The sequence below is a fragment of the Pandoraea anapnoica genome, assembly GCF_902459765.1.
Lineage (GTDB): Bacteria > Pseudomonadota > Gammaproteobacteria > Burkholderiales > Burkholderiaceae > Pandoraea > Pandoraea anapnoica.
The window spans coordinates 631565-656026 of the sequence record NZ_CABPSP010000001.1; the positions used below are offsets into that span (position 1 = coordinate 631565).

General features: G+C 61.6%; 22 protein-coding genes. 18 read left to right on the forward strand and 4 right to left on the reverse strand.

The features are described 5' to 3' along the window. The first annotated feature begins 391 nt into the window (after positions 1-391). The 13 genes from PAN31117_RS02975 to PAN31117_RS03040 all read left to right on the forward strand — a co-directional run bounded on the left by PAN31117_RS02975 (position 392) and on the right by PAN31117_RS03040 (position 15481). Positions 392-1243 (forward strand): alpha/beta fold hydrolase, encoded by an 852-nt coding sequence (locus tag PAN31117_RS02975; protein WP_150736857.1) that lies wholly within the window; start codon positions 392-394, stop codon positions 1241-1243. Between the two features lie 111 nt (positions 1244-1354). Further along, positions 1355-2074 (forward strand): hypothetical protein, encoded by a 720-nt coding sequence (locus tag PAN31117_RS02980; RefSeq protein WP_150736858.1) that lies wholly within the window; start codon positions 1355-1357, stop codon positions 2072-2074. 10 nt (positions 2075-2084) lie between these two features. After that, positions 2085-3131 (forward strand): alcohol dehydrogenase catalytic domain-containing protein, encoded by a 1047-nt coding sequence (locus PAN31117_RS02985; RefSeq protein WP_150736859.1) that lies wholly within the window; start codon positions 2085-2087, stop codon positions 3129-3131. 20 nt (positions 3132-3151) lie between these two features. After that, a complete protein-coding gene (locus PAN31117_RS02990) occupies positions 3152-3997 on the forward strand; it encodes an alpha/beta fold hydrolase (protein ID WP_246188879.1) in 846 nt (281 codons plus the stop codon). 35 nt (positions 3998-4032) lie between these two features. Continuing rightward, positions 4033-5040: a zinc-binding alcohol dehydrogenase family protein gene (locus PAN31117_RS02995; protein WP_150736861.1), complete on the forward strand. Its 1008-nt coding sequence runs from the start codon at positions 4033-4035 to the stop codon at positions 5038-5040. A 202-nt stretch (positions 5041-5242) separates the two neighbouring features. Beyond that, positions 5243-5746 carry a DUF302 domain-containing protein gene (locus PAN31117_RS03000; RefSeq protein WP_150736862.1) on the forward strand — a complete coding sequence of 168 codons (504 nt, stop codon included), beginning with the start codon at positions 5243-5245 and terminating at the stop codon, positions 5744-5746. Beyond that, entirely contained in the window at positions 5743-6708 is a 966-nt protein-coding gene (tehA, locus tag PAN31117_RS03005) for a dicarboxylate transporter/tellurite-resistance protein TehA (RefSeq protein ID WP_150736863.1), read from the forward strand. Before PAN31117_RS03000 ends, tehA begins: the two co-directional genes overlap by 4 nt. 212 nt (positions 6709-6920) lie before the next feature. After that, positions 6921-8366, forward strand: a complete 1446-nt coding sequence (locus tag PAN31117_RS03010) for a catalase (RefSeq protein WP_150736937.1) — start codon at positions 6921-6923, stop codon at positions 8364-8366. A gap of 168 nt (positions 8367-8534) precedes the next feature. Further along, a complete protein-coding gene (locus tag PAN31117_RS03015) occupies positions 8535-9533 on the forward strand; it encodes an alpha/beta fold hydrolase (RefSeq protein ID WP_150736864.1) in 999 nt (332 codons plus the stop codon). A 625-nt stretch (positions 9534-10158) separates the two neighbouring features. Beyond that, a complete protein-coding gene (locus tag PAN31117_RS03020; protein WP_150736865.1) occupies positions 10159-10770 on the forward strand; it encodes a hypothetical protein in 612 nt (203 codons plus the stop codon). Positions 10771-10941: 171 nt separating this feature from the next. Continuing rightward, positions 10942-12062, forward strand: a protein-coding gene (locus tag PAN31117_RS03025) for an IS3 family transposase (protein WP_370855712.1) whose coding sequence is annotated in 2 segments (ribosomal slippage) — positions 10942-11182 and positions 11182-12062 — 1122 coding nt in all. Because the reading frame shifts where the segments join, the coding sequence is not laid out codon by codon here. Positions 12063-13365: 1303 nt separating this feature from the next. Continuing rightward, on the forward strand, positions 13366-14961 hold the full coding sequence (locus tag PAN31117_RS03035; protein WP_150736868.1) for an MDR family MFS transporter: 1596 nt from the start codon (positions 13366-13368) through the stop codon (positions 14959-14961). 4 nt (positions 14962-14965) lie between these two features. Beyond that, positions 14966-15481, forward strand: a complete 516-nt coding sequence (locus PAN31117_RS03040) for a MarR family winged helix-turn-helix transcriptional regulator (RefSeq protein WP_150736869.1) — start codon at positions 14966-14968, stop codon at positions 15479-15481. Positions 15482-15577: 96 nt separating this feature from the next. Here PAN31117_RS03040 and PAN31117_RS03045 read toward each other — a convergent pair whose 3' ends face one another. Continuing rightward, positions 15578-16849 carry an amino acid deaminase gene (locus tag PAN31117_RS03045; RefSeq protein WP_150736870.1) on the reverse strand — a complete coding sequence of 424 codons (1272 nt, stop codon included), beginning with the start codon at positions 16847-16849 and terminating at the stop codon, positions 15578-15580. A gap of 141 nt (positions 16850-16990) precedes the next feature. Between PAN31117_RS03045 and PAN31117_RS03050 the strand changes: the two genes are divergently transcribed. The 5 genes from PAN31117_RS03050 to PAN31117_RS03070 all read left to right on the forward strand — a co-directional run bounded on the left by PAN31117_RS03050 (position 16991) and on the right by PAN31117_RS03070 (position 20992). Then, the gene (locus PAN31117_RS03050) at positions 16991-17869 is read left to right on the forward strand and encodes a MurR/RpiR family transcriptional regulator (protein ID WP_150736871.1); all 879 of its coding nucleotides are present in this window, start codon (positions 16991-16993) and stop codon (positions 17867-17869) included. A 2-nt stretch (positions 17870-17871) separates the two neighbouring features. Next, positions 17872-19371, forward strand: coding sequence for an N-acyl-D-amino-acid deacylase family protein (locus tag PAN31117_RS03055; RefSeq protein WP_150736872.1), 1500 nt, complete (start codon positions 17872-17874; stop codon positions 19369-19371). 58 nt (positions 19372-19429) lie between these two features. Continuing rightward, positions 19430-19816, forward strand: a complete 387-nt coding sequence (locus tag PAN31117_RS03060; protein ID WP_150670149.1) for a RidA family protein — start codon at positions 19430-19432, stop codon at positions 19814-19816. A gap of 335 nt (positions 19817-20151) precedes the next feature. Beyond that, on the forward strand, positions 20152-20484 hold the full coding sequence (locus PAN31117_RS03065; RefSeq protein ID WP_150736873.1) for a hypothetical protein: 333 nt from the start codon (positions 20152-20154) through the stop codon (positions 20482-20484). Then, positions 20477-20992 (forward strand): tetratricopeptide repeat protein, encoded by a 516-nt coding sequence (locus PAN31117_RS03070; RefSeq protein ID WP_150736874.1) that lies wholly within the window; start codon positions 20477-20479, stop codon positions 20990-20992. The genes PAN31117_RS03065 and PAN31117_RS03070 overlap by 8 nt, the downstream gene beginning before the upstream one ends. 15 nt (positions 20993-21007) lie before the next feature. Here the strand turns inward: PAN31117_RS03070 and queF are convergent, their stop codons facing one another. The 3 genes from queF to ilvA are packed head-to-tail and all read right to left on the reverse strand — an operon-like array spanning position 21008 to position 24380. Continuing rightward, on the reverse strand, positions 21008-21835 hold the full coding sequence (gene queF / locus PAN31117_RS03075) for an NADPH-dependent 7-cyano-7-deazaguanine reductase QueF (protein ID WP_150736875.1): 828 nt from the start codon (positions 21833-21835) through the stop codon (positions 21008-21010). Then, positions 21822-22802, reverse strand: a complete 981-nt coding sequence (locus PAN31117_RS03080) for a 5'-nucleotidase (protein ID WP_150736876.1) — start codon at positions 22800-22802, stop codon at positions 21822-21824. The genes queF and PAN31117_RS03080 overlap by 14 nt, the downstream gene beginning before the upstream one ends. Before the next feature lie 48 nt (positions 22803-22850). Continuing rightward, a complete protein-coding gene (gene ilvA, locus PAN31117_RS03085) occupies positions 22851-24380 on the reverse strand; it encodes a threonine ammonia-lyase, biosynthetic (protein ID WP_039396068.1) in 1530 nt (509 codons plus the stop codon). Positions 24381-24462: the final 82 nt, after the last annotated feature.

Sequence of the window (24462 nt, forward strand, 5' to 3'; positions counted from 1 at the left end):
GCGTTGGCAAAGACGTGATTGCAAGCGTCACGGTCGCGGCGATTGTCGCATAACCGTCACGCGCAGGTTGACCGAAAACGGCGTCAAAAACACCTGTCGAAGCGGATCACGCAACGTCTCCCCTGAACGATTGTTCGGCTTGGATGGAAATACTGTTCAGGTGTCCTCGCTTTATCAGCTCTGGCTTTGCGGCTAACTTTCATATCGAAGCAGCGCTCGGAAATGATGCTGCCGATGGGTGAGCACGACGCTCCTGTATGCGTTTCGATGTCCGAAAACCTCACGATAAATGTCGTTTCCGATGGATCGGAAAAGGGCAATGATGGGGGCTGGAATACGTGCTCACGTCGCATCGATGGTCAATGCAAGGTTGGACAAAATGAATACGTCAATGGCCGAAGCCTCGGCAAGCCTTAACGCGAGAACCCAGTTCGTCGACGTGCCGGGACGGCGTCTTGCCTATCGCACGATCGGCAGCGGTAAGCCGATTGTCCTTTGCGTACGATTCCGCGGCACCATGGACGCTTGGGACCCGCTGTTCCTAGATAACCTGGCAGACCAGGGCTTCCAGGTGACTGTGTTTGACTACAGCGGGTTGGGACAATCAACAGGTAACCCGACCTATCAGCCCGCGGCACTGGCCCGCGATGCGATCGATCTCATCACTGCGCTCGACCTGAGCAGCGTCATCATTGGCGGATGGTCGGTGGGTGGCATTGCCGCACAGCTTGTGATGACGGTGGCGCCGCAGCTCGTCAGCCACACGGTGTTGATCGGCACCACGCCGCCGGGCAATCTGGTCAAGGACGGCGAAGCGCTGTTCTACACGCTGGCGAAGCGCGAGAACGACTTCGATGACTTTGTCAGTCTGTTCTTCGAGCCATCCTCGGCGGAGAGCACGGATGCTGCCAGGCGGTCCGCCGATCGGCTTGCTGCACGCAAGCCCGACCTCAGCCCGGAAGTGCCGTGGCAGTGGGCCGGAACCCAGCTTGGCGATGGTCCAAAGAATCCGGTCTTTCCAGTGGATGCCGTGCTTGAGGCGCTTAAGTCCACGCGCATCCCTGTCCTGCATATCGGTGGCGATCACGACATCGTTTTCCCGGTGGAGAACTGGTATGCGCTCAACAACCAGCTACCGACCTTGCATCTTGTGACCTTTCCGCGCGCTGGACACGGGCCACAACTTCAGTATCCCCAGGCATCCGCGCGACATATCGCCGCGTTCGTCGCCGCCCACGTATAGCGGAATCCAGTTGATTTCGGCGCGTCAACGCGCCACTCAAGTACTTCGAGAGCCCAGCCTCGAAGGGGATTGTCTCGCCCTCCAGTTAGCAAACCAAGCAGAAGGTAAATCATGTCTGACCTGATCCATTTCGTCATCGATGCCGCAGGCGGTCTCGAACGCTTCCAGAGCTTCAAGCGCGTCTCCGCGCGTCTGCACCACACCGGCATCCTGTGGAACCTGAAACAGCGGGTAGGTGTACTGACGGATTCGCGCGTCACGGTGGACCTGCACGCGCAACGGGTCTCGCACGAGCCGTTCGCACCGACCACCGATCATTCCGTTTTCACGCCGGATCGTGTTGAAATCCGGCAAGCAGACGGCACGCTCGTCGAATCGCTCGATCGTCCCCGAGCATCGTTCGCTGGTTTTGAACTCGAAACACCGTGGTCGAATCCGCAACTGGCGTATTTCGCGGGCTACACGATGTGGACGTATCTGACGTCGCCGTTCGTGCTGCGCCATCCCGGTGTGGTGGCAACCGAAATCGAGCCGTGGGTGGTCGATGGTCTGTCCTGGCGTCGTCTGCGTGTGACGTTCCCGGATTCGGTGGCGACGCATAGCGCGGAGCAAACCTACTACTTCGACGCGGACGGACTGCTGCGCCGTCACGACTACGAAGTGGACATCCAGGGCCGCAATGCAGCCGCTCGCTACCTCAGTGATTATGTCGAGGTGCAAGGCATTCGCATGCCGACTCGCATGCGTATCTATCCGCGCACGCCAGAGAATCTCGCGATGCCTGAGCCGCTGATTGTAGGCGTGGACCTTTCCGACTTCCACTTCGAGTGAGGCCATGACGATGACTGCAAATCAAACCTATCGCGCTGCCGTAGTCGTGGCACCTGGCAAGTTGTCGATGATCGATCGGCCGATCGAGGAGCCCGGCTTCGGACAAGTGCGCATTCGCGTGGAGGCCTGTGGTGTCTGCCACTCGGACAGTGCGACGGTTGCGCGGGTTCCGGCCAATCCGGAGCACGGTCTGACTCCCGGTCATGAAGTCGTCGGCCGCATCGAAGCGCTCGGCAACGGCGTCGAGGGCTGGCATGTAGGCCAGCGCGTAGGCGTGGGCTTCCTGGCTGGCGAAGACCGGACTTGTCCGTCGTGCCGCCAGGGCGACGTGGTGAATTGCCAGAGTCCGGTGATCACGGGCATGACGACCAACGGCGGCTATGCCGAAAGCATGCTGGCAGAAGCACGCGGCCTCGTGCGTGTGCCGGATGAACTCGATGCCGCTGAAGCGGCGCCGCTGCTGTGCGCTGGCCTGACTACGTTCAACGCCTTGCGCAATGCGAATGCACGGGCTGGCGATGTGGTGGCGGTGCATGGCCTTGGCGGCCTGGGTCACCTCGCCGTGCAGTTCGCGCGCAAGATGGGTTTCCATACGGTGGCGATTGCGCGGGGCGCAGACAAGGCGGAACTCGCGGCTCAACTCGGCGCGCATCGCTACATCGATTCCGAAAGTGAAGATGCGGTGGAGGTACTGCGCAGCCTGGGAGGTGCGAAGGTGGTATTGGCGACGGCACCGACCGGCGCCGGCATGTCCTCTCTCGTTCCGGGATTGGCGGCTCGTGGCCAGTTAATCGTCGTGGCCGTGGCGGGAGATCCTCTCTCGTTGACCGCTACGGACCTCGTGTTCGGTGCGCGCGCCGTCGTGGGTGCACTGACCGGTACGGTCTTCGACAACGAGCAGACGTTGGCCTTTGCCAATCTGCAGGACATTCGTCCCATGATCGAAACGTTCCCGCTGGAACAGGCCCAGGTGGCGTACGACCGAATGATGCGTGCCGATGTGCGGTTCCGCGCGGTGCTGGTCATGCCGGCCTACGACGGCCCCTCTGCGGCTTGAAGGAGGCGACGATGACACTCATGACTTCCTCGAATGCCACGACCCAGTATGTCGAAGCGGGTGGCGTGCGCTATGCGTATCGCCGCTTTGGCAACGCCAATGGCGGACTGCCGCTGCTTTGCCTGCAGCATTTCACGGGTACCCTCGACAACTGGGACCCGGCCATCGTCGATGCGCTGTCGGCGGATCGCGAAATCATCCTGTTCGAAAACGCCGGGGTCGGTAGATCCGGTGGCGCCGTACCGGCATCGATCACAGCGATGGCGGAGCATGTCCTGCAGTTCGTTACTGCGATCGCACTGTCGAAGTTCCATATCCTGGGCTATTCGCTCGGCGGATTTCTGGCGCAGGAGATTGCCATCACAAAGCCTGGTCTGGTAGAGCGCATGGTGCTTTCCGGTAGCGCACCCGAAGGCGGGAAAGGAGCCGGCATGGATCGACCGGAACTGATCGCCATCTATACGGATGCTGAGATGCCGATGCAGGAGAAACTCAAGCGGCTTTTCTTCCCGGAGACGCCCGAGGGCAAGCAAGCCGCAGAAGCCTTCGTGAATCGCCTGGCATCGCGAACCGGCGAAGCCGATCTACCGGCCAATGCCGAAGTCGCGCCGGCACAGCTTGGCGCAATGATCGCCTGGGCGAACTGGCCGGGTGATGTGGCACGCAAGCTGGCAACGATCCCGCATCCAGTGCTGGTTACCAATGGTGACAACGACACCATGATTCCCACGCGAAACAGCTTCGTGCTCGCGGAGGGTTTGCCGAATGCCACGTTGATCATCTATCCGAACGCTGGTCACGGCGCGCTGTTCCAGTATGCGTCCACGTACGTCGCACACGTGAGCGAGTTCCTGCGTGGCGCCTGAGCGCGCTGCATTTCCCTATCGAGGAGTCAAGCAGAATGAAAGCGATTGTTTACGACAAGGCCGGCCTGCCGATCGATGATCCGCGCGCCCTGTACGAAATGGAACTGCCCCGACCGGAACCGCAAGCGCGTGACCTACTGGTCAGGATCGAGGCAATTGCCGTGAATCCGGTGGACAGCAAGCTGCGTCTCGGCGTGCAACCGAATGGTCCTCGCGTTCTGGGTTGGGATGCGGTAGGCACCGTGGAAGCGGTCGGCGAAGCGGTGGAGCTATTCAATGTGGGCGACAAGGTCTGGTACGCGGGCGATATTACGCGACAGGGTAGCTACGCGGAGTACGGACTAGTGGACGAACGCATTGCCGGCCATTCCCCCAAGTCGTTGAAGACTGCCGATGCGGCGGCCCTACCGTTGACGAGCATTACCGCCTGGGAACTGCTGTTCGATCGTCTGCGCATTGCGGAGGGCGGCGCGCACGGACAAAGCCTGCTGGTGATCGGCGCCAGTGGCGGCGTGGGCTCCATCCTTGTCCAGTTGGCACGCAAGCTCACTGGCCTGACTGTGATCGGCACGGCGTCGCGCCCCGAAACCCAGAAGTGGGTGACGGATCTGGGTGCGCACCTCGTAGTCGACCATAGCCAGCCCTTGCAGCCGCAACTTACGGCGATGGGCATCCACCAGGTGGACCACGTCATCAGCCTGACGCATACGGACAGCTACTACGTGCAGATCGTGGAACTGCTCAAGCCTCAAGGTCAGTTGGCACTGATCGACGATCCCGCCACCCTGGATGCGATGCCTCTCAAGCGCAAGTCGATATCGTTGCACTGGGAGTTCATGTTCACGCGTTCGATGTACCGTGCGGCCGACATGGTCGAACAGCACAAACTGCTCGACCGTGTGGCTGCATTGCTCGATGAGGGAGTCCTCAAGACTACGGTCGGCGAACACTTTGGCGACATCACGGTCGACAACCTGCGTCGCGCGCATGCAGTACTGGAGAGCAGCAAGGCCGTAGGGAAAATTGTCCTTGCACGTAGCTGAACCAAGCGATCTGGGCCCGTCCGCCGGGCCTGGCACGCAGTCCTTCAGGGACCGGCGGCGGCACTGGGCACGCGACGTTCGAGACCCTTGGTAGACCATGGAGGCGATCTTGCAGACTGATCGGCCCTCCGCGCGGGACATGTCCGCAGATGACTTGTGCAGGGCGGCAGGGCCCGCCACTTACGAACCATGAATTGGCAATATGACTTCGACGATGGTACAGACAAACCTTTCGGTGACACACGTCAGCGAGGTCTTCGAAATTGCGCCGGATAAGTTCTGTTGGCTGTTCGAACAACAACTTGGAAAGCTGGATCATGGCGCGTTGGAGTTGATGTACCAAGATCCGGCCGCCGCTGAAGCGTGGATGGCGGAGATGGAAGGTCCGCACGGACTGATGCTGTTCGACAAGCTGGATCACGGCGTGCTGTTCGCACTGGGCGGCGAGCCACGCGTTTCCATCCGCTATCACATCGGCAATCCCCTCGTGGCGTGGCGCATGACGCGGCATGATGTGCGCGCCGCGTTGTACGCGCCGCTGACCTTGCTCGTCTTTGGCAATGGTGACCATCTCACGCAGGTCGAGTACGACCTGCCCTCATCGCTCTTCAGTCAGTTCGGTGATGCCGTCGGCACCGTTGGCAAGTTCCTCGATGAAAAGCTGCGGGCGATCTTCAGCGCATTGGCCAGCCAGGAGGCACGATGACTTCGCCGACGACGAAAGGGTTCTCGATTCCGGCTTCCGCTATGGGCATTGTGCTCGGCATGGCCGGTCTGTCGAACTGTTGGCGAGTTGCCCACACGTTGTGGGGCGTCAGGGCAACGGTATCCGATGTGCTGTTTGCAGTTACCACGTTGATCTGGGCGGTGCTCGTGCTCTCATTCGTCGCCAAATGGCTCGCGCACCGCGATGAGGCCCTCGCCGAAGCCCGGCATCCGGTAGCTTGCTGCTTTATCGGTCTGATACCGGTGGCGACGCTGCTGGTCGCGGTCTGGCTGCACGGCTTCGCTCCGGCGATTGGGACGACATTGATCGTCATCGGTGTGATTGCCCAGCTTGCCTTCTCCACGTTTCGCAGCGGCGGCATGATGCGGGGCGGCCGCAAGCTTGGAGACACTACTGCGGTCATGTATCTGCCGACGGTGGCGGGCAACTTTGTCTCCGCGATGGCCATGGCCTCGCTTGGTTGGATGGATCTGGCCAAACTGTTCTTCGGGGCTGGACTGTTTTCATGGTTCACCCTTGAGTCGATTGTCACTTATCGCCTTTATCTGGGCGACGAACTGGCACCTGCGGTTCGGCCGACGCTGGGTATCCAGCTTGCGCCACCAGTGGTCGGCGCGACGGCATATCTTGCGGTGACGGGCGGCAGGCTTGACTGGCCTTTCTATGCGATGGTCGGCTACGGATTGCTGCAACTGCTGTTCCTGATCCGGCTCTCACGTTGGCTTCTGGTATCTGGCGCGACGCCAGGGTTCTGGGCGTTCAGCTTTGGAATCACAGCGTTGGGGATTTCGTGCATGCGTGCAGCAACCTTTGCGCCGGATTCCCTGTTCGCGAGCATTGCATTGCCGGTGTTTATCTTTGTCAATGTGGCAATCGGCTCGTTGGTCTTGTTGACGCTGGGGCTGCTGTTGAGAGGACGCCTGTTTCCTCGAGCTGGTTGACCGATGTGAAGAAGGGATGGGCACCGCTGAGACGGTAGAAATTGTGTAGGTGCGACACGCTGCACGATCACCCGTTCCACGTGCCTGTTCGTGTGTAAAAGATGGCATTCCTTTCCATTCCTATGAAGGACATTGGAAGGAAGCTTGTTGGCAGAACCGAAAAAATGCGCGCGCAATGCTCCAGAGGCAGCGCCGCGCATCAAAAAACTCTTATGAAAAAGCTCACGACATCTTTCGGCGCACCCGTCGTCGACAACAACAACATCCAGACGGCCGGCCGGCACGGCCCGGCGCTGCTCCAGGATGTCTGGTTCCTGGAAAAGCTTGCCCACTTCGACCGCGAAGTCATCCCCGAGCGTCGCATGCACGCCAAGGGGTCGGGCGCCTATGGCACGTTCACCGTCACGCACGACATCACCCAATACACGCGCGCCAACTTGTTCTCCGAAATCGGCAAGAAAACCGAGTTGTTCGTGCGCTTCTCGTCGGTGGCCGGCGAGCGCGGCGCCGCCGATGCCGAGCGCGACATCCGTGGCTTCGCCATCAAGTTCTATACCGAGGAAGGCAACTGGGACCTGGTGGGCAACAACACGCCGGTGTTCTTCCTGCGCGACCCGCTCAAGTTCCCCGACCTGAACCACGCCGTGAAGCGCGACCCGCGCACTGGCATGCGCAGCGCCGAGACCAACTGGGACTTCTGGACCAGCCTTCCCGAGGCCTTCCACCAGGTCACCATCGTGATGAGCGACCGCGGCATTCCGCGTAGCTGGCGCCATATGCACGGCTTCGGCAGCCATACCTACAGCTTCATCAGCCAGGACATGCAGCGCTACTGGGTGAAGTTCCATTTCGTCACCCAGCAGGGCATCCAGAACCTGACCGACGCCGAGGCGGCCGAGGTGACCGGGCAGGACCGCGAGTACCATCAGCGCGACCTTTACGAAGCCATCGAGCGCAAGGAATTCCCGCGCTGGAAGCTGTTCGTGCAGATCATGCCCGAGGCCGACGCCGGCAAGTATCGCTACAACCCGTTCGACCTGACCAAAGTCTGGTCGAAGAAGGACTACCCGCTGATCGAAGTGGGCGTGATGGAGCTGAACCGCAATCCGGAGAACCATTTCGCCGAGGTGGAACAGGCCGCGTTCGCGCCGTCGACGATCGTTCCGGGCGTCGGCTTCTCGCCGGACAAGATGCTGCAAGGCCGCCTGTTCTCGTATGGTGATGCCGAGCGCTATCGCCTGGGCGTGAACCATCACCTGATTCCGGTGAACGCGCCGAAGGCAGCGAAGTACGTCAACAGCTATCACCGCGATGGCCGTGGCCGCACCGATGGCAACGCGGGCGGCACCATCGGCTACGAGCCGAACACGCGCGGCGAGTGGGCCGAGCAGCCCGACTTCCGCGAGCCGCCGCTTTCGGTGGAAGGCGCGGCCGACCACTGGAACCACCGCGTCGACGATGACTATTTCTCGCAGGCCGGTGACCTATTCCGCCTGATGTCGCCGGCCCAGCAGCAGGCGCTGTTCGACAACACGGCCCGCGCCATCAAGGGCGTGTCCAAAGCTGTGCAGCAACGGCACGTCAACCACTGCACGCAGGCCGAGCCGGCCTACGGCGCCGGTGTCGCGGCCGCTATCGAGAAGATCGAATCGAAGTAATCATCCCTGGATGACCCGTGATCGTTGTATGAACTGGCGTTGTGCGCCGGCAATCCGGCCAAGGTTGGCAAGCCTGCCCCGTACACCGACGGTTCACGCAAAACACAAAAGTAAGGGCCGGTGACGGCGTAATCAAATAACTTGAATCAAATTTTGAAGGAAAAGCTCATGTCAAACATCATCCCCCAACAAAACGCTGAACAACTGGACCAACCGGGCGCCGCGCGCCGCAAGCTGCTGGTCGGCAGCACGGTGGGTGCCGCCGCTGCATCGGTGGCTTCGATCGCCGCGCTGACGCCGGCCGCCGCAGAAGCAGCGCCGGCCGCCGGCCGCCCGTCGAAGCAGGGCCACTTCGTGACCACCAAGGACGGCACGCGCATCTTCTACAAGGACTGGGGTTCGGGCCGTCCAGTGGTGTTCTCGCACGGCTGGCCGCTCGATGCCGACGCCTGGGACGCCCAGATGCTGTTCCTTGTGCAGAAGGGCTTCCGCGTGATCGCCCACGACCGCCGCGGCCATGGCCGCTCGGATCAACCGGCCCATGGCAACGACATGAACACCTACGCCGATGACCTGGCCGCCGTGCTCGACGCGCTGGACATAAAGGGCGCCACGCTGGTCGGCCATTCCACTGGCGGCGGCGAAGTGGCCCGCTACATCGGCCGCCATGGCACGAAGCGCGTGGCCAAGGCCGTGCTGATCGGTGCTGTGCCGCCGACCATGGCCAAGAGCGCCGCTTACCCGAACGGCCTGCCGCTGGAAGTGTTCGACAACATCCGCAAGGGCGTTGCCCAGAACCGCTCGCAGTTCTACAAGGACTTGGCCACACCGTTCTTCGGCTTCAACCGTCCCAACGCCAAGGTCTCGCAGGGCACCATCGACGCGTTCTGGGCGCAGGGCATGGCCGGCGGTATCTTAGGCCAGTACCTGTGCATCAAGGAGTTCTCGGAAGTGGACTACACCGAGGACCTGATGAAGATCGACGTGCCCACGCTGATCCTGCATGGCGACGACGACCAGATCGTGCCGATCGACAACGCGGGCAAGCTGTCCGCCAAGATCGTCAAGAACGCCACGCTGAAGGTCTACCCGGGTGCCTCGCACGGCATGTGTGTGGTCAACGCAGACCAGGTCAATGCCGACCTGCTGGCTTTCCTTGGCGCCTGACTCCCGCAGATGCACTAACGCCATGTGCGAAACGAATCGGTCGTGCTCGGCGGGCCCGCGACCGTTTCTCTAGTTTCATCTTCTTCGCCGAGTTGGACCGCCAGTAGCAGTGGGAACGCGATCGTAAGGTCGCGTTACCGGTGTCTCCCGGGCATCGGATTTTTCGCCCTTATGAGCGATCGAGCGAGCGACACTGTCGGGTTCACCATCGGTCATTGAACTCGCAGTTTGGCGATGCCCCCTTGTCTGCGACGATCTCAGCCTGCCGGTTTTCGAAGTCGCGCAGGGTGAGATCTCGGCCCAGTACCACTTCGAGTCATCGAGAAACGTCAGCTGGAGCATGCGCAACGAGTACCTCAGAAGGTACCTCTGGATACGCGGTGCCGTAGGCGCGCGCGCGTTCTACTATCAGGCGAGCCTTGCCGACGGCCTGGAGCTGCGAGAGCTCATGAACGGCCAGGACCACTTCCTCACGGAGCCAGAAGGCGGTTGGTATCAGATTGATCTGCGTGAGAACGAGGGGCGTCTCCTCCTCCAGGTCTGGGCGACAATTGTCGCCCTAAGCTGTGCGCAAACTCCCGAGCGAGGGGCTGACGGGCTCGCCTAGCCCGGAATCGAAAATCCAGTGACGCATGCTTGGGCGAACGCTCAGCTGCATGGAAGCATCGTCTACCTGGACGACCGGTTCCTTGAGAGATACGAGCAGAACGAGCACTTCGACTCCATGCCGGGGCGGCGAGGCTCGTGCAACCCGTCCTACGGTGGCCAGTGGGCATTCTCTTGGTGCGAGTGCATCGGATGCGACCTGATTCGAATTCCCATCCGCGAGCTCTACAAACCCACGCCCGGCTGGGAAATCCTGCACGCCCACCAGCATGCAGTGGCACCTTGGCGAGTCGAGGCAGTGGACCACGCAGAGGAGCACATCGCGTCCAAGACTGCCCGTCTCGTCGAGCAATTGCTTGACCTCGCCGACAACCTCGTACAACTCGGAGCGACGGTCGGGGTGGAGGCGAATGTCGACGATGTGCTGAAGTTCTCTCGCGGCGAGATCGCGGCCAACTGGTGGCATCGATATCCCCAGTTGAGCCGCCTCATCGGTCGCGTCATGTGGGACCTGCGCTACGAGGAGCTGAAGATCACAGACCATCTTGAGCTATCGAGGTACTTCGAGAACCCACGCGAGTATGAGCCCAAAGGCGGATGGCGATTTTCGACTTTCGCAAACATGGACTAGCAAGCCCCCCAACAGCCGTTTTTCTCGAGCCAAGGGAGCGCCGCGGTCACATCTTGGTGATCACACCCGTTGGCGCCGCGGGAGCGGGAAGGGGGCTGCTAACAAGCTGACCTGCTCCCCCTGAATAGTCCGCAGACGGTGTAGAGTCCGTTCCAACGAAGGGGAACGGAAGTGAAGAAGCGATTCAGTGAAGAGCAAATCATTGGCGTGTTGAAGGAAGGCGAGGCAGGTCTCAAGCCGGCCGAGTTGTGCCGTAAGTACGGAATCTCGGAAGCGACCTACTACAACTGGAAAGCCAAATTCGGCGGGATGACCGTGTCGGATGCGCAGCGTCTTAAGGAGCTTGAGCAGGAGAATGGCCGGCTGAAGCGATTGCTGGCCGATTCGATGCTGGACAACGCAGCGCTGAAGAACCTGCTTGCCCGAAAGTAGCAAGCCCGCAAGCCAAACGCGAAGCGGTCCGAACGTTGATGACCGAGCGCGCGATGGGTGTCACCCGGGCTTGCGGGCTGGTGGGAATTTCGCGGTCGTTGTTCCGTTATGAGTCGAGCCGAACCGACGACGTGGAGTTGACGAGCAGAATGGTGGCCATTGCGGCGCAGAAGCGCCGGTATGGCTATCGCCGCATTCACGTGCTGTTGCGTCGGGAGGGTTGGCTGGCGAACCACAAGCGGGTTTGGCGGCTGTACAGCCAGGCGGGACTGAGCGTGCGCAAACGAAGGCGCAAGCGCATTGCCGCAGTCGAACGGACCCCTCGACCGCTACCAACAGGACCGAATCAAAGCTGGTCAATGGACTTCGTCTCTGACGGCTTGGCGTACGGTCGGCGGTTTCGGTGCCTGAATGTAGTCGACGATTACACGCGTGAATGCCTTGTCATCGAGGTCGACACTTCACTGCCAGGGCAGCGCGTGAGGCAAGTGCTGGAGCGTTTGCGGGAGATGCGCGGATTGCCGTTATCCATCACCTTGGACAACGGGCCGGAGTTCGCTGGCAAGGTATTGGATGCCTGGGCGTACGAGGTCGGCATCACGCTGTCGTTCATCCGACCCGGCAAACCTGTGGAGAACGCCTACATCGAGAGCTTCAACGGGCGGTTCCGTGACGAATGTCTGAACGAACACTGGTTCGTCTCGCTGCGTCACGCCAAGCACTTGATTGAATCGTGGCGTATCGAGTACAACACAGACCGGCCTCACAGCTCTCTCGGCTACCTGACGCCCGAGCAGTTTGCTCGGGCGCATGAAGAACAGAAGTTTTTAACCTCGGACTCTAAAAGCGTTTCGGACTAAAACCGGGGGCAGGTCAATTCACTAACGCAGTTCCTGCTCGCGTCATAGTGCATTCGGAGACTCGACGACGCGACATTCAGTTGGGAAATCTGACAATCGTGTTCAAATTAACGGCGCCAAGTCGGTTGTTCTGGGCTGGAAGGCCTGCCATGCGATTGATCCAAGCTATCTATTGGTTGCGCGGTACAGACGCGTTCGAGTCGGAAAAGTTTTACCGGCAATTGGACCGAATCTTGAAAGAGCAGCATCATGGGCAGGCCATCATCGAGGACCTCCGCGAGGGGTTCCACACGTTACCTGCTTGGATACAGTCATTGGTACGCGAATACATTTGATGGGACTTGAGCCGCACGAAAGAGATACGGTGAATCAGTTTGAAAATTTTCTCATCATTTTTTGACGTCAGCAGTTTCGATTTCATGCCCCACTATCATTGGGTCCCTCTCGTCGAGCAAAGCGTCAGTCGGTGCGGCTGTTGCGGGATTTATTCTTTATAAGCGCGACGCCAACTGCAATGAGCATGCCCCCGAAAATAACTGTGACGGCGATGAGACCCATAAGATGATCATATTTCCCAAAAAACAAATCGATCAGACCTGTTGTGCTCACGCAAGTGCTTGCTTGAGACCGAAAATCTTTGTCTGAGTGTGAGGCACCTTATTCCACGCTAGATCGTACGACATGAGTCCTCAAGCTGCGAGGAAAGCGCAGCCTTTTCTTTGTCGTCTCACAAGATGAATCCGAGTTAGGGCTACTTCTTACGCATGCTATTGGTGTAGCGCGCCAGGGATTCTGTTAGCGAAGCAGCGGATTTTGGCGGAAGCTTGCGTCGCAAACCCGCCCCAATCTTCTAATCCTAAGTATCGTCGGGAAAAACCAGAGCCGATGAAGAGAAAGGCTCCAGCGTTACGTGATTTCAGAATTTCGGTCAGCTGCGACTCAATACTCATTTTGCTCTTACCCCCGAACGACAGAATGCCAACAGTGTCCCACACAGCAGAGACTTGAACACTTTCTTACCGATTTCTGAGCAATGCAAAGTCAAGGCAGGCGTCGATGCGGTCATCTACCGCCATTCCCTTGGTCCCTCTGGATGACCGAACTTGGCCGAAAGCGGTCGTAACACTTTGCCGCTATATGACCCGTGCCCGGCAGTGTGGCCTACGGGTCACCCTGACCCCGCCACGCCGTTACCGTTTTTATTCCCAATTACCGTTTTTATTACTATTAACACCCGCCCGAATCCGCTACGCAACAAACGTGCTAGAATCGTTGACTGATCAAACATTGATCCATCCAAAAAATGGCTCCCAGTCCTAGCACCCCGCACTCGGCGGGGCAGGTGTTGCCCTTCCGGCAGTCGCTCGTGGCGATGCTCGGCCTTTGTTTCTGCACGATGATGGTGGCGCTCGACCAGACCGTGGTCGGGACCGCGCTGCCGACCATCGTCGCGGAACTCAAAGGGTTCGAGTACTACGCGTGGGTCGCAACGTCGTATCTCCTCACTTCCGTTATCACCGTCCCCATCTTCGGACGCCTCGGCGATTTCTACGGCCGCAAGCGCTTCGTCATGGCGGCGATCATCGTCTTTACGGCAGCGTCGGTTCTCTGCGGGGCGGCGAACAGCATGCCGTTCCTCGTCTTCGCCCGCGCCCTGCAGGGCATCGGCGGCGGTATGCTCGTCGGGACCGCGTTCGCGTGCGTGCCGGAACTGTTCCCCGATCCTCACGTGCGTCTGCGCTGGCAGGTCATGCTCAGCTCGGCCTTCGGCATCGCGAACGCCATCGGGCCCTCGCTCGGGGGCTTCCTCACCGAAGCCTACGGCTGGCGCTCGGTCTTCTACGTCAATCTGCCCGTCGGCTTGCTCGGCATCTGGTTCATCGGACGCCACCTGCCGCAAATGCGCGCGGAAGAACACAGCAAGGCCAGCATCGACTGGCTCGGCGCTGTGCTCATCACCGCAGCGCTCGGTAGCTTGCAGATGCTCGTCGAATGGCTGCCTGCCGACGGTCTCTCACGCGGTGTGGTGACACTGGCTGTCGTGCTGGTCGTCTCGTCGTTCGCGCTCTATCGGTGGGAACAGCGAACCTCGCATCCGATCGTGCCGTTCGAGATGTTCCGCGACAAATCGCTCGCGCCGCTGTTCGTGCTGTCCGTTTTCGCCGGATTCTCGATGTTCGGGCTGCTGTTCTACGCGCCGCTGCTGCTGCAAGGCGGCTTCGGACTCTCACCGCGTGAAACCGGTTTGCTCATCACACCGCTGGTCGTGTGTATCACCGTGGGAAGCATTGTGAACGGGCGCCTGATTACCCGTCTGCGGAATCCGAACGTGATGTTGTACGGTGGCTTCCTGCTGCTCGCGTTGGCCTGCGCAGGCATCATCACAACGCATCGCGGCACCTCGCATCTGCTGATCGCTGCGTACATGTTCCTTGCGGGTCTGGGCCTTGGCTTCGTAATGCCGAACCTGACGGTCTTTGCGCAGGAAGTCGCCGGGCGTGCGCACCTCGGGATCGCCACTGCGCTGATGCAATCGCTGCGGATGATCGGCGGGATGCTCGGCACGGCTATCGTCGGCACGCTGGTGAATCACAGCTATACGGCACGTGTCTCCGATGCGCTGGTAGCCAACGAAGGCACGCGTTTCACGTCGCAGCTGTCCGATCCGCAGATCCTTGTGAACGCCACGGCGCAGAGCGATTTTCTGACGACGCTCGCACACATGGGCCAGAACGGCGCGCTGTTTATCGAATCGGCACGCACGTCGCTCGTCGCCGCCATTCACAACGGGCAGATGGTGTCACTCGCGGCGGCGCTTGCCGGGTTGTGGTTCGTGCGACGCGTGCCGCTCATTCGTCTGACGCGCGGCGCAAAGCCGCAGCCGCCAGCGGGGGAGTGACGCGATGCCGACCGCTTTGAAACGTAACGTCATTCAGCAACTGAGTCTGACCTACCGCGCGATGATGCTCGCCTTCGACGCGCAGGTCGGACATCCGCTGCCGCGCTGGCGCATCATTCTCGCGCTGGCCGAACGCGGCACCTGCTCGCAGAAGTTTCTTGCCGAACATTGCCGTCTCGATCCGGCGTCGTTGACGCGTCAGCTTCAGTCGATGGAAGCGCTCGGCTGGCTGTCGCGCGCGACCGACCCGGACGATAATCGTCTGACGAATGTCACGCTGACGGATGCGGGAATGGCTGTGCACGACGAGGCGACGCCGCGCCGTCAGGCTTTCTTCGACGACACGCTGGCAGGCATGACGCCGGATGAGATCGCCACGCTGGAGAGCGCGCTCGTGCACCTGGAGGCGCAGTTCAAGTCGGTGGCGTCCAGAGCGAAGTCGGGCGCTGCTGCACCTGATACACCGAACGCTACGGATACCACGCCCGCACGAAAGCGAGCCTCCAAAAACGCGTCATAGGTCGCTCGACCCTGCGGACGTCGGCCACGAAAAAGCCGCTTCGGATTCGAAGCGGCTTTTTCTTTGAGACGGTGAAGAGGAGCGGTGTGACGGCGATCAGAAGAACGTCTGCACGATCTCGACGACGTTGTAGTCACCGTCGACGACCGGCAGATGACGCCACTTGTCGAACGTCAGACACGGGTGCGAGATGTCGAACGCAATCATGTCGCCCACGCGGATGTCGTCGCCCGGCGCGATGCGCAGATAGGCGTGCTGGTCCATCATGCCGGTGACTTCCCAATGCTCGGGCGTTGCCTTGGGCGACTTGCTTTCGCCCGGACGGAACTGCTGTGCCGGTTCTGGCATGCCCGCATCGAACGCGGCGTCGCGCTTGCCCAGCGCAATGATGGCGCGCTCGGGTTCGGGAATCGATTGCACGTACGCCCACAGTTGCAACGCCGGTTGCAGTTGCGAGCGCATCTGCTTTGCGATGGGATTGCGCGTCGCGATCTGTGCCTGCGCCGCCTTGTAGATACCCACGTCATGCGTGAGATAGCAGCCGGGACGTAGCGCCACGTCCAGCGGCGCGCCCACGTCCTTGTGCGCGAATTCGTCCGCGACTACGTCGTACCACGCCGAACCCGCACCCGAGAGCACTGCCGGGTTGCGTTCAACGCGACCGGCTTCGACCAGCTCGCGCGTGATGCTCACCGCGCGTTGCAGGAAGGCGCGGATGTCGGCTTCCGTGCTCAGCACGCCTTCGTACACTTCCACGCCTGCGAGTTTGACGGCGTCGTGATACTGCGTGAGTGCATCGAGCACGGCTTGCTGCTGCGCAGCGTCGCGCACGCCCGTACGACCACCTGTCACACCGAGTTCGATCAGCACCTGAATCGTCTGACCACGCGTACGGAAGAACTCGCCCAGATGCGCCACCGCAGCAGCCGAGTCCACCAGACAGAAGAATTCGAAGTCGGCGTCCTTCAGCAGGTCGGCAATCATCGTCATGTTGCGTTTGCCGACGAGCTGGTTCGCCATGAGCACGCGGCGCACGCCGTGGTGATACGCCGCGTACGTCTGCTGTGCCGTGGCGAGCGTGATGCCCCACGCGCCACCGTCCAACTGGCGACGGAACAGCTTCGGGGCCATCGTCGTCTTCCCGTGCGGAGCGAGCTTCACGCCATATTCGTGCACGAAACGCTGCATCCAGGCGAGGTTGTGACGGATCTTGTCCTCGTAGAGCACCGCCGTCGGCAGGCTCAGGTCTTCGTTCAGCAGATTCCAGCCAAGACCGGTGGTGGCCGACGGCGCGAGCGGCGCGTCCAGCGCACCCAGCCCCTTGTTGAGGGTATCGATCATGCCGTGCTGATAGTTTGTATCATTCATTCCCATCTCTCCTCATTTCTGTGCGCCGAAGGCCGCCGGATAGCTCCCATAATAGCGTTTAATTACCAGCGTTTGACAGTTTTGTTATAAAGTAACAAATATTGGGCGTCCGACTGTTGAGACGCCGCACAGACCGGATATATGGCCGAAACCTTCGATATCGTGACCCGCGTTGCCGAACGCAGCGACGCCCTGAGTCAGGCTGAACGCAAAGTCGCGCAGGTCGTGCTGGAAGACGTGGCGGGCGCCGCAGCGGCGTCGATCAACGTGCTTGCAGAGCGCGCTGGCGTGAGCGAGGCGAGCGTGACCCGCTTTGCCAAGGCGATGGGCTGCCGCGACGTGCGCGACCTCAAGCTGCGACTGGCGCAGGCGGCGGTCGTCGGCCAGCGCTTTCTGGGCGCGAGCGCGGCCAACGGGCAAGACGGCGGCGAAACCATCGACCGGATTGCCGACGATATTCAGACGACGTTGCAGGTGCATCGTGGACTCATCAAGCCCGATACCGTGCGACGTGCCGCTACGCGACTGCTCTCTGCACGCATGGTGTACGCGTTCGGGATGGGCGGCGGGTCGTCGCTGCTGGCCGACGAGGCGCGCTACCGCCTTGTGCGTCTGGGCCGACCGGTCGCCAGCTATCAGGACGCCGTGCTGGCCCGCATGGTCGCGGGTACGCTCGGACGCGACGACGTCGTACTCGCCTTCTCGGTGAGCGGTCACACGCCGGAGCTGTTATCTGCCTGCGAAATTGCGCGCGAATACGGGGCGCAGGTTGTGGCCGTCACCGCGACGGGGTCGCCGCTGGCAGCGCTCGCCGACGAGGTGTTGCCGATCCGCGCGCTGGAAACCGATTTCATTTTCAAACCGTCGTCGTCGCGTTACGCGATGCTGCTTGCCATGGACGTGCTGGCTACGGAACTGGCGTTGCTCGCCAAGCCGCAGAGTCAGGCGCTGCTGCGACGAATCAAATATGTGCTCGACACACATCGGGGCGGCGGCGATCGCCAGCCTCTGGGAGACTGACCATGACTGACCGCACCGAAAATCTTGCCGATCGCACGGTCGACACGCTGATCACCGACGTTCGTCTGGCGGACGGCTCCGGCGCGCCCATGACGGACGACCGCTTCGATGTGGCGTTGCGCGGCGGCCGCATTCACGCGATTACGCCTGCGGGCGAGCGCTCAGGCTGGCAGGCGACGCAAGTCGTCGCAGGCAACGGCAACGTGCTGAGCCCCGGCTTCATCGATGTCCATACGCACGACGACACGAACGTCGTGCGCGCGCCCGAAATGACGCCGAAGCTGTCGCAGGGCGTGACAACGGTCGTCGTCGGCAACTGCGGCATCAGCGCGTCGCCGGTCACCCTCAAGGGCGATCCACCCGATCCGATGAACTTGCTGGGCGAGGCGAACGCCTTCCAGTACCCGACATTCGCCGCGTACGTCGAAGCGCTGGAGAAGGCGCAACCGTCAATCAATGTGGCGGCGCTGATCGGTCACACCGCGCTGCGCAACAACCATATGGATCATCTCGACCGCCCGGCGACCGAGGGCGAAATCGAAGGCATGCGCGCACAGCTTCGCGAAGCGCTCGCCAATGGCGCGCTGGGCTTGTCGACAGGACTGGCTTATGCGAACGCGAATGCCGCACCGACCGAAGAAGTTCTCGCGCTGGCCGAACCGCTGGCTGAAGCGGGCGGTCTTTACGCCACGCACCTGCGTACCGAATTCGCCGAGATTCTCGAAGCGCTCGACGAAGCCTTCCGCATCGGACGTCATGCGCGCGTGCCGGTGGTTGTCTCGCACCTGAAGTGTGCGGGCGTCGACAACTGGGGGCGCAGCACCGAAATCCTCGAAGCGCTCGACCGCGCGCAGCGTTTTCAGCCGGTCGGCTGCGACTGCTATCCGTACACGGCCAGTTCGTCGACGCTCGATCTCAAGCAAGTCACCGACGACTTCGACATTCTCGTCACGTGGTCCCAGTCGCATCCGGATCAGGGCGGCAAACTGCTCGCGACGATTGCCGCCGACTGGGGCGTCGATCTGATGGAAGCGGCGAAGCGCCTGCAACCGGCCGGTGCTGTGTATCACTGCATGGAAGAAGACGACGTGCGCCGCATTCTGCGTCACCCGGCGACGGTGGTCGGCTCGGACGGGCTGCCCAACGACCCGTTGCCGCACCCGCGTCTGTGGGGCGCGTTCCCGCGCGTGCTGGGACGTTACAGTCGCGAGCAGGCACTGTTCCCGTTGGCGGAAGCCGTCCACAAGATGACGGGGCTTTCTGCGGAACGTTTCGGCCTGAGCGAGCGCGGATTCGTGCGCGAAGGCTATTGGGCCGACCTGGTGTTGTTCGATCCGGCGACCGTGGCCGATGCCGCGACGTTTACCGATCCGATGCAACCCGCGTATGGCATTTCGGCGGTGTGGGTCAACGGTGTGCTCTCGTGGCAGGACCGCGCACCGACGCAGAACGCGCGCGCCGGACGCTTCGTGCGTCGCGGCACGCCTCAGCCGGTGCTTTGAACTGTTGTCATGAGCCGGTGTTGTTGAAAACGATTTGTTGAAAGGAGCGATGATGAGCATCAAACGATATGGCGTGGAAGGCGGGCAGGGCACCGGTGGCCAACGCATGCCCTTTGCACGTGCGACCGAAGCCGATGGCTTCCTGTTCGTCTCGGGTCAGACCCCGATGAAAGACGGCGAAGTGATCGACGGGGGCATCGTCGCCCAGTCGCATCAGGCGATCCGGAATATGATCGCGATTCTGACTGAAGCCGGTTATGGCACTGAGCACGTCATGCGTATTGGCGTGTGGCTGGACGACCCGCGTGACTTCGCGTCGTTCAACAAGGTGTTCAAGGAGTACTTCGGCGACCATCCGCCCGCACGCGCCTGTGTCGTGTCGAGCATGGTCATCGACTGCAAGGTGGAAGTGGACTGCGTGGCGTACAAGAAGCCTGCTGCGTAAGTCACCGCTGCTGAACTACCCCCGTGTACGGAGAAAGCCGACGATCATCGTCGGCTTTTTTATTTCGACGCTGTGCCTTCCGGTTGACCGAGACGGACGTTACCGTTTCGCAAAGTCTGCGGTATGCCTTCGATGGTCCGTTGTCCCGGAAGCGCGCAATCTTCAGCCTCCTAACCTGAAAGGAGGTCACCGTGAGATCAGGAGCCATTGGCGGGACGGGGCCCAGTGCACCGACTGTGTCTACGTACCGGGCTGCCATCGAGTCCGCAGAAGACGCTCGCATTACGATCGAATTCCCCGTGACGCCGGATGACGTCCGCTTACGCTCTCAGACCATGAGCCGGTTGCAGCGCGGTGGAATGTCGGGTGGACTGACCGGCGTGGCCATTACGGTGCTCGGCACGCTGGGGCTTGCGTGCGGCGTCTACTATTGCTTTGAAGCCGCCCTTGCGGACGACGCGTCGTCCGCCGCACGGCAGGACCGGTGGAGCGCGGTGGGTGTTGGCGGCGGAATGGCGCTGCTGTCGTCGATTGCCGTGACGTTCGGTCTCGCACAGGTCTGCCGGTGCATGAAGAAGCAGCGTGAAGCCGGACGGGAGATGACGACGCTCAGCACGCGCGTGCAATTCGAAGCCGCGCGGGAGGTGGAGCTTCGTGACTATGCTTGACGATCCGTCGGGACGCCCGCCCTCGTCTGCGTTCGTGGCCGGAAAGATCGAGGCAGCGCTCGCGGCGGTGCGCGATGCCGAGGCGCAACGTGAGGCGATGGATCTGCCGCGTCCCGGTGCGTGGGACGCCGCGCAGTGCGACGCCGTCTATCGCTGTGGCTACGGGGCGTTTGAGCGCGGCGACTTTGCTCAGGCCATCGAGTGCTTTGCGCCGCTGCTGTCCGCGTGTCCACTGGAAGCGGACTACGCGGTGGCGCTGGCGCTATCGATGCAACGTCAGGGCGAGCCTGAAGCCGCGCTGCCGCTGTTCATGGCGGCGGCACTCCTGGACGAAGACGCCCCCGGGCCCATGTATCGCGTGGGGGAGTGTCTGATCGAGCTGCGGCAGTTCGACGGCGCATGCCAGGCGATGAAGCAGACGCTGGCGCGTTGCGGCGGCGAGCCGAAATACGCCAACGTCAGAAACGCCGCGTCGAGACTGATGGCCAAGTTGGGCTATCTCGGCTGACGGCTCTGGTATCGCTTACTGACGCGCCGTACGTGCGTTGTCCGGCATCGGCAACGTGAAGTTGGTACGGAACGGATTGATATCGAGTCCACCGCGTCGCGTGTAGCGGGCGTAGACCGCCAACTGGGTCGGCTTGCACTGACGCATGATGTCCATGAAGATCCCTTCCACGCATTGCTCGTGAAAGCCGGTGTGGCGCCGGTACGAAATCACGTACTTGAGCAAGCCTTCCTGATTGATCGGCGGGCCGACGTAACGGATCTGCAAGCTACCCCAGTCGGGCTGGCCGGTGACCGGGCAGTTCGATTTGAGCAGGTTAGACACAAGCGTTTCGTCCACGGGCGCTTCGTCGAACGCGGCGGTGAGCAGCGATGCATCCGGCACGTAGATGTCGGTATCGATGTCGAGTCGGTCGACGAGCAAGCCGTCGAGTTCGTCGAGTTCGAGCTTGCCAAATCCGCTCGGCTCCACGAGTCGCACCTGGACCGGCGCGCCTGCGGCTTCCGACAGGTCTTGCTGGATCAGGGCGCGCGCGGCGTCGACATTCGCCAGCTTCGTCTGCGCGAACGAGCCGAGGTAGAGCTTGAACGACTTCGACTCGATGATGAACGGCGAATCGGCGGGCACCATGGCGGTCAGCAGGGCGATTTGCGGCTTGCCCTTTTCGTTGAGCCACGAGAGTTCGTAGCCGTTCCAGATGTCCGCGCCGAAGAACGGCAGGGCGTCGGGTACGCCGATTTCCGCACGTGCGGGCGCACGGGCGATCGGAAAAAGTTGGGACGGGTCGTACTGCTCGGTGTAGGCAACTTCCTTGCCCAGCGAGGATTGTTCAGGCGTGGTCATGATTGGCGATGCCACTGATGACGTGACCGGTCGGGGAGACGCGGGCCGCCGATTCGCAGTGGCGTGTCTGATCGTCGAAGAAGAAATCGGGCTCGAACTCGCGCAGAAATGCGCCTTTGTCCAGCCCGCCCAGGAACATCGCCTCGTCGATGTCGATTTTCCAGTCCATCAGCGTGCGAATGGCACGCTCGTGCGCCGGGGCCGAGCGCGCTGTGACCAGCGCGGTGCGGATTTTGACCGGCACTTCATGGCCTGCGAGGGTTTGCAAACGGTGCAGCGCGAGCAACAGCGGCTTGAACGGGCCGGGAGGCAATGGCGTGGCGGCGCGCTCGATTTCGTGCTGCTGGAAGGCGTCGAGGCCATTGCGCTGGAAGACCTGCTCGGCCTCGTCGGAGAAGAGCACCGCGTCGCCGTCGAAAGCGATGCGGATTTCGTCGGGATGCAATTCGGCTTTTTTCGCAGAGTCCGGATACACGCGTGCGGCCGGGAAGCCGGCGGCAAGCGCACCGCGCACATCGCGCTCGTTCGCCGACAGGAACAGATGCGCCCCCAGTGCGTTGAGATAGCCGAACGGGTCGCGTCCGCGCGTGAACACACCGCGCTCGATCTTGAGATCGAGCTGTCGCGCCGAGCGGAACACGCGCATGCCGCTCACGGGATCGTTGCGCGAGAGCACCACGACTTCCACACGATGTTTGTCTTTCGTGTCACCGGCACCACCGGCTCCATTGGCCCCATTGGCACCGCTGGTATCACCGCCCTGATTGAACGCGAGCAGCTTCTGTACGAGCGGGAAAGCGACGCCCGCCGGCGCGGGCGTGTCGAGGCGGTCGAGCTGATACTGCATGTACGACTGATCGTCGCCGCTCGCCACGCCAGCGTCGAACACGCGATTCTCTTCTTCGAAGTCGAACAGCGCGCGCGACGAGATCGCGACAACGAGTTTGTTCTCGAGCGTGATGGGCATGGCGGCGGCGATTTCCTGTCGTGTGTCGGTGGCTGAGTGCGTCGCGACTTACCCGAGAAACAGCTTGTACACGGGGTTATCGCTTTCGTCCCAGTAAGGATAGCCGAGCGTTGCGAGGAAGTCGCGGAACGCGGCCTTCTCGTCGTTCGGGACTTGAATCCCCACGAGGATGTTGCTGTAGTCCGCGCCCTGATTCCGGTAATGGAACAGGCTGATGTTCCAGTTCGGGCTCATGGCCGAGAGGAACTTCATCAGCGCGCCCGGACGCTCCGGAAACTCGAAGCGGTACAGCACTTCGTGACTGGCCAGCGCCGAGCGGCCGCCCACCATGTAGCGGATGTGCTGCTTGGAGAGTTCGTCGTTCGACAGATCGAGCGTCGGGAAGCCGTGACGCTCGAAACCGGCCTTGATACGCTCGCCTTCGTCGCGGTTGTGCATCTGGATACCCACGAAGATGTGGGCGCTGGACGCTTCACTAATTCGGTAGTTGAACTCGGTCACATTGCGGCTGCCCACCACTTCGGTGAAGCGCTTGAAGCTGCCGCGCGCTTCGGGAATGGTAACGGCGAACACGGCTTCGCGCGCTTCACCGACCTCGGCGCGTTCGGCGACGAAGCGCAGGCGGTCGAAGTTCATGTTGGCGCCCGAGGTGATCGCGACGAGCGTTTCGCCCTTGAGCTTTTCGCGCTCGGCATACAGCTTCGCGCCCGCCACGGACAGTGCGCCGGACGGCTCCAGCACGCTGCGCGTGTCCTGGAAGACATCCTTGATGGCGGCGCAGAGCTGGTCGGTGTCGACACGCACGACTTCGTCGAGATACTCGCTGCACAGGCGGAAGGTTTCTTCGCCGACGTATTTGACGGCGGTGCCGTCAGCGAACAGACCGACGTCGTTCAGCAGGATGCGCTCGCCAGCGTGGATGGATTGCGCCATCGCGTCGGAGTCGACCGATTGCACGCCGATGACTTTGATTTCAGGACGCACGGCTTTGACGTAGGCCGCGACACCGGCCGCCAGTCCACCGCCACCGATGGGCACGAAGATGGCATGCAGCGGGCCCTGATGTTGGCGCAGGATCTCCATGCCGATAGTGCCCTGACCGGCGATGACATCGGGGTCGTCGAACGGCGGCACGAAGGTCAGGCCGCGCTCGGCTTGCAGCGTCATGGCGTGCGCGTAGGCGTCGCTGTAGGAGTCGCCCGCGAGCACGACTTCGACGGCGCGTCCGCCGTGGGTTTTCACGGCGTCGATCTTGACCTGCGGCGTGGTGACCGGCATGACGATGACGGCCTTGCAGCCCAGACGCGCCGCCGAGTAGGCCACGCCCTGCGCGTGGTTCCCGGCGGACGCGGTCAGCACGCCGCGCTCGCGCTCGGCCTCGCTGAGGTTGGCCATCTTGTTGTACGCGCCCCGAATCTTGAAGGAGAACACCGTCTGGTTGTCTTCGCGCTTGAGATAAATTCGATTGTGCAGCCGCATGGAAAGCGTGCGAGCCGGTTCGAGTTCGCTCTCAAAGGCGACGTCGTAGACTTTGGCGGTCAGGATCTTCTTCAGATAGTCGGGAGCTGCGTCAGACATGATTTAGGGCTTCTTCAGGTTAGGCACATCAAGGAACAAAAGGACAATGATAGACCAGCACTTCCGCCGGGGCGGTCGCGCT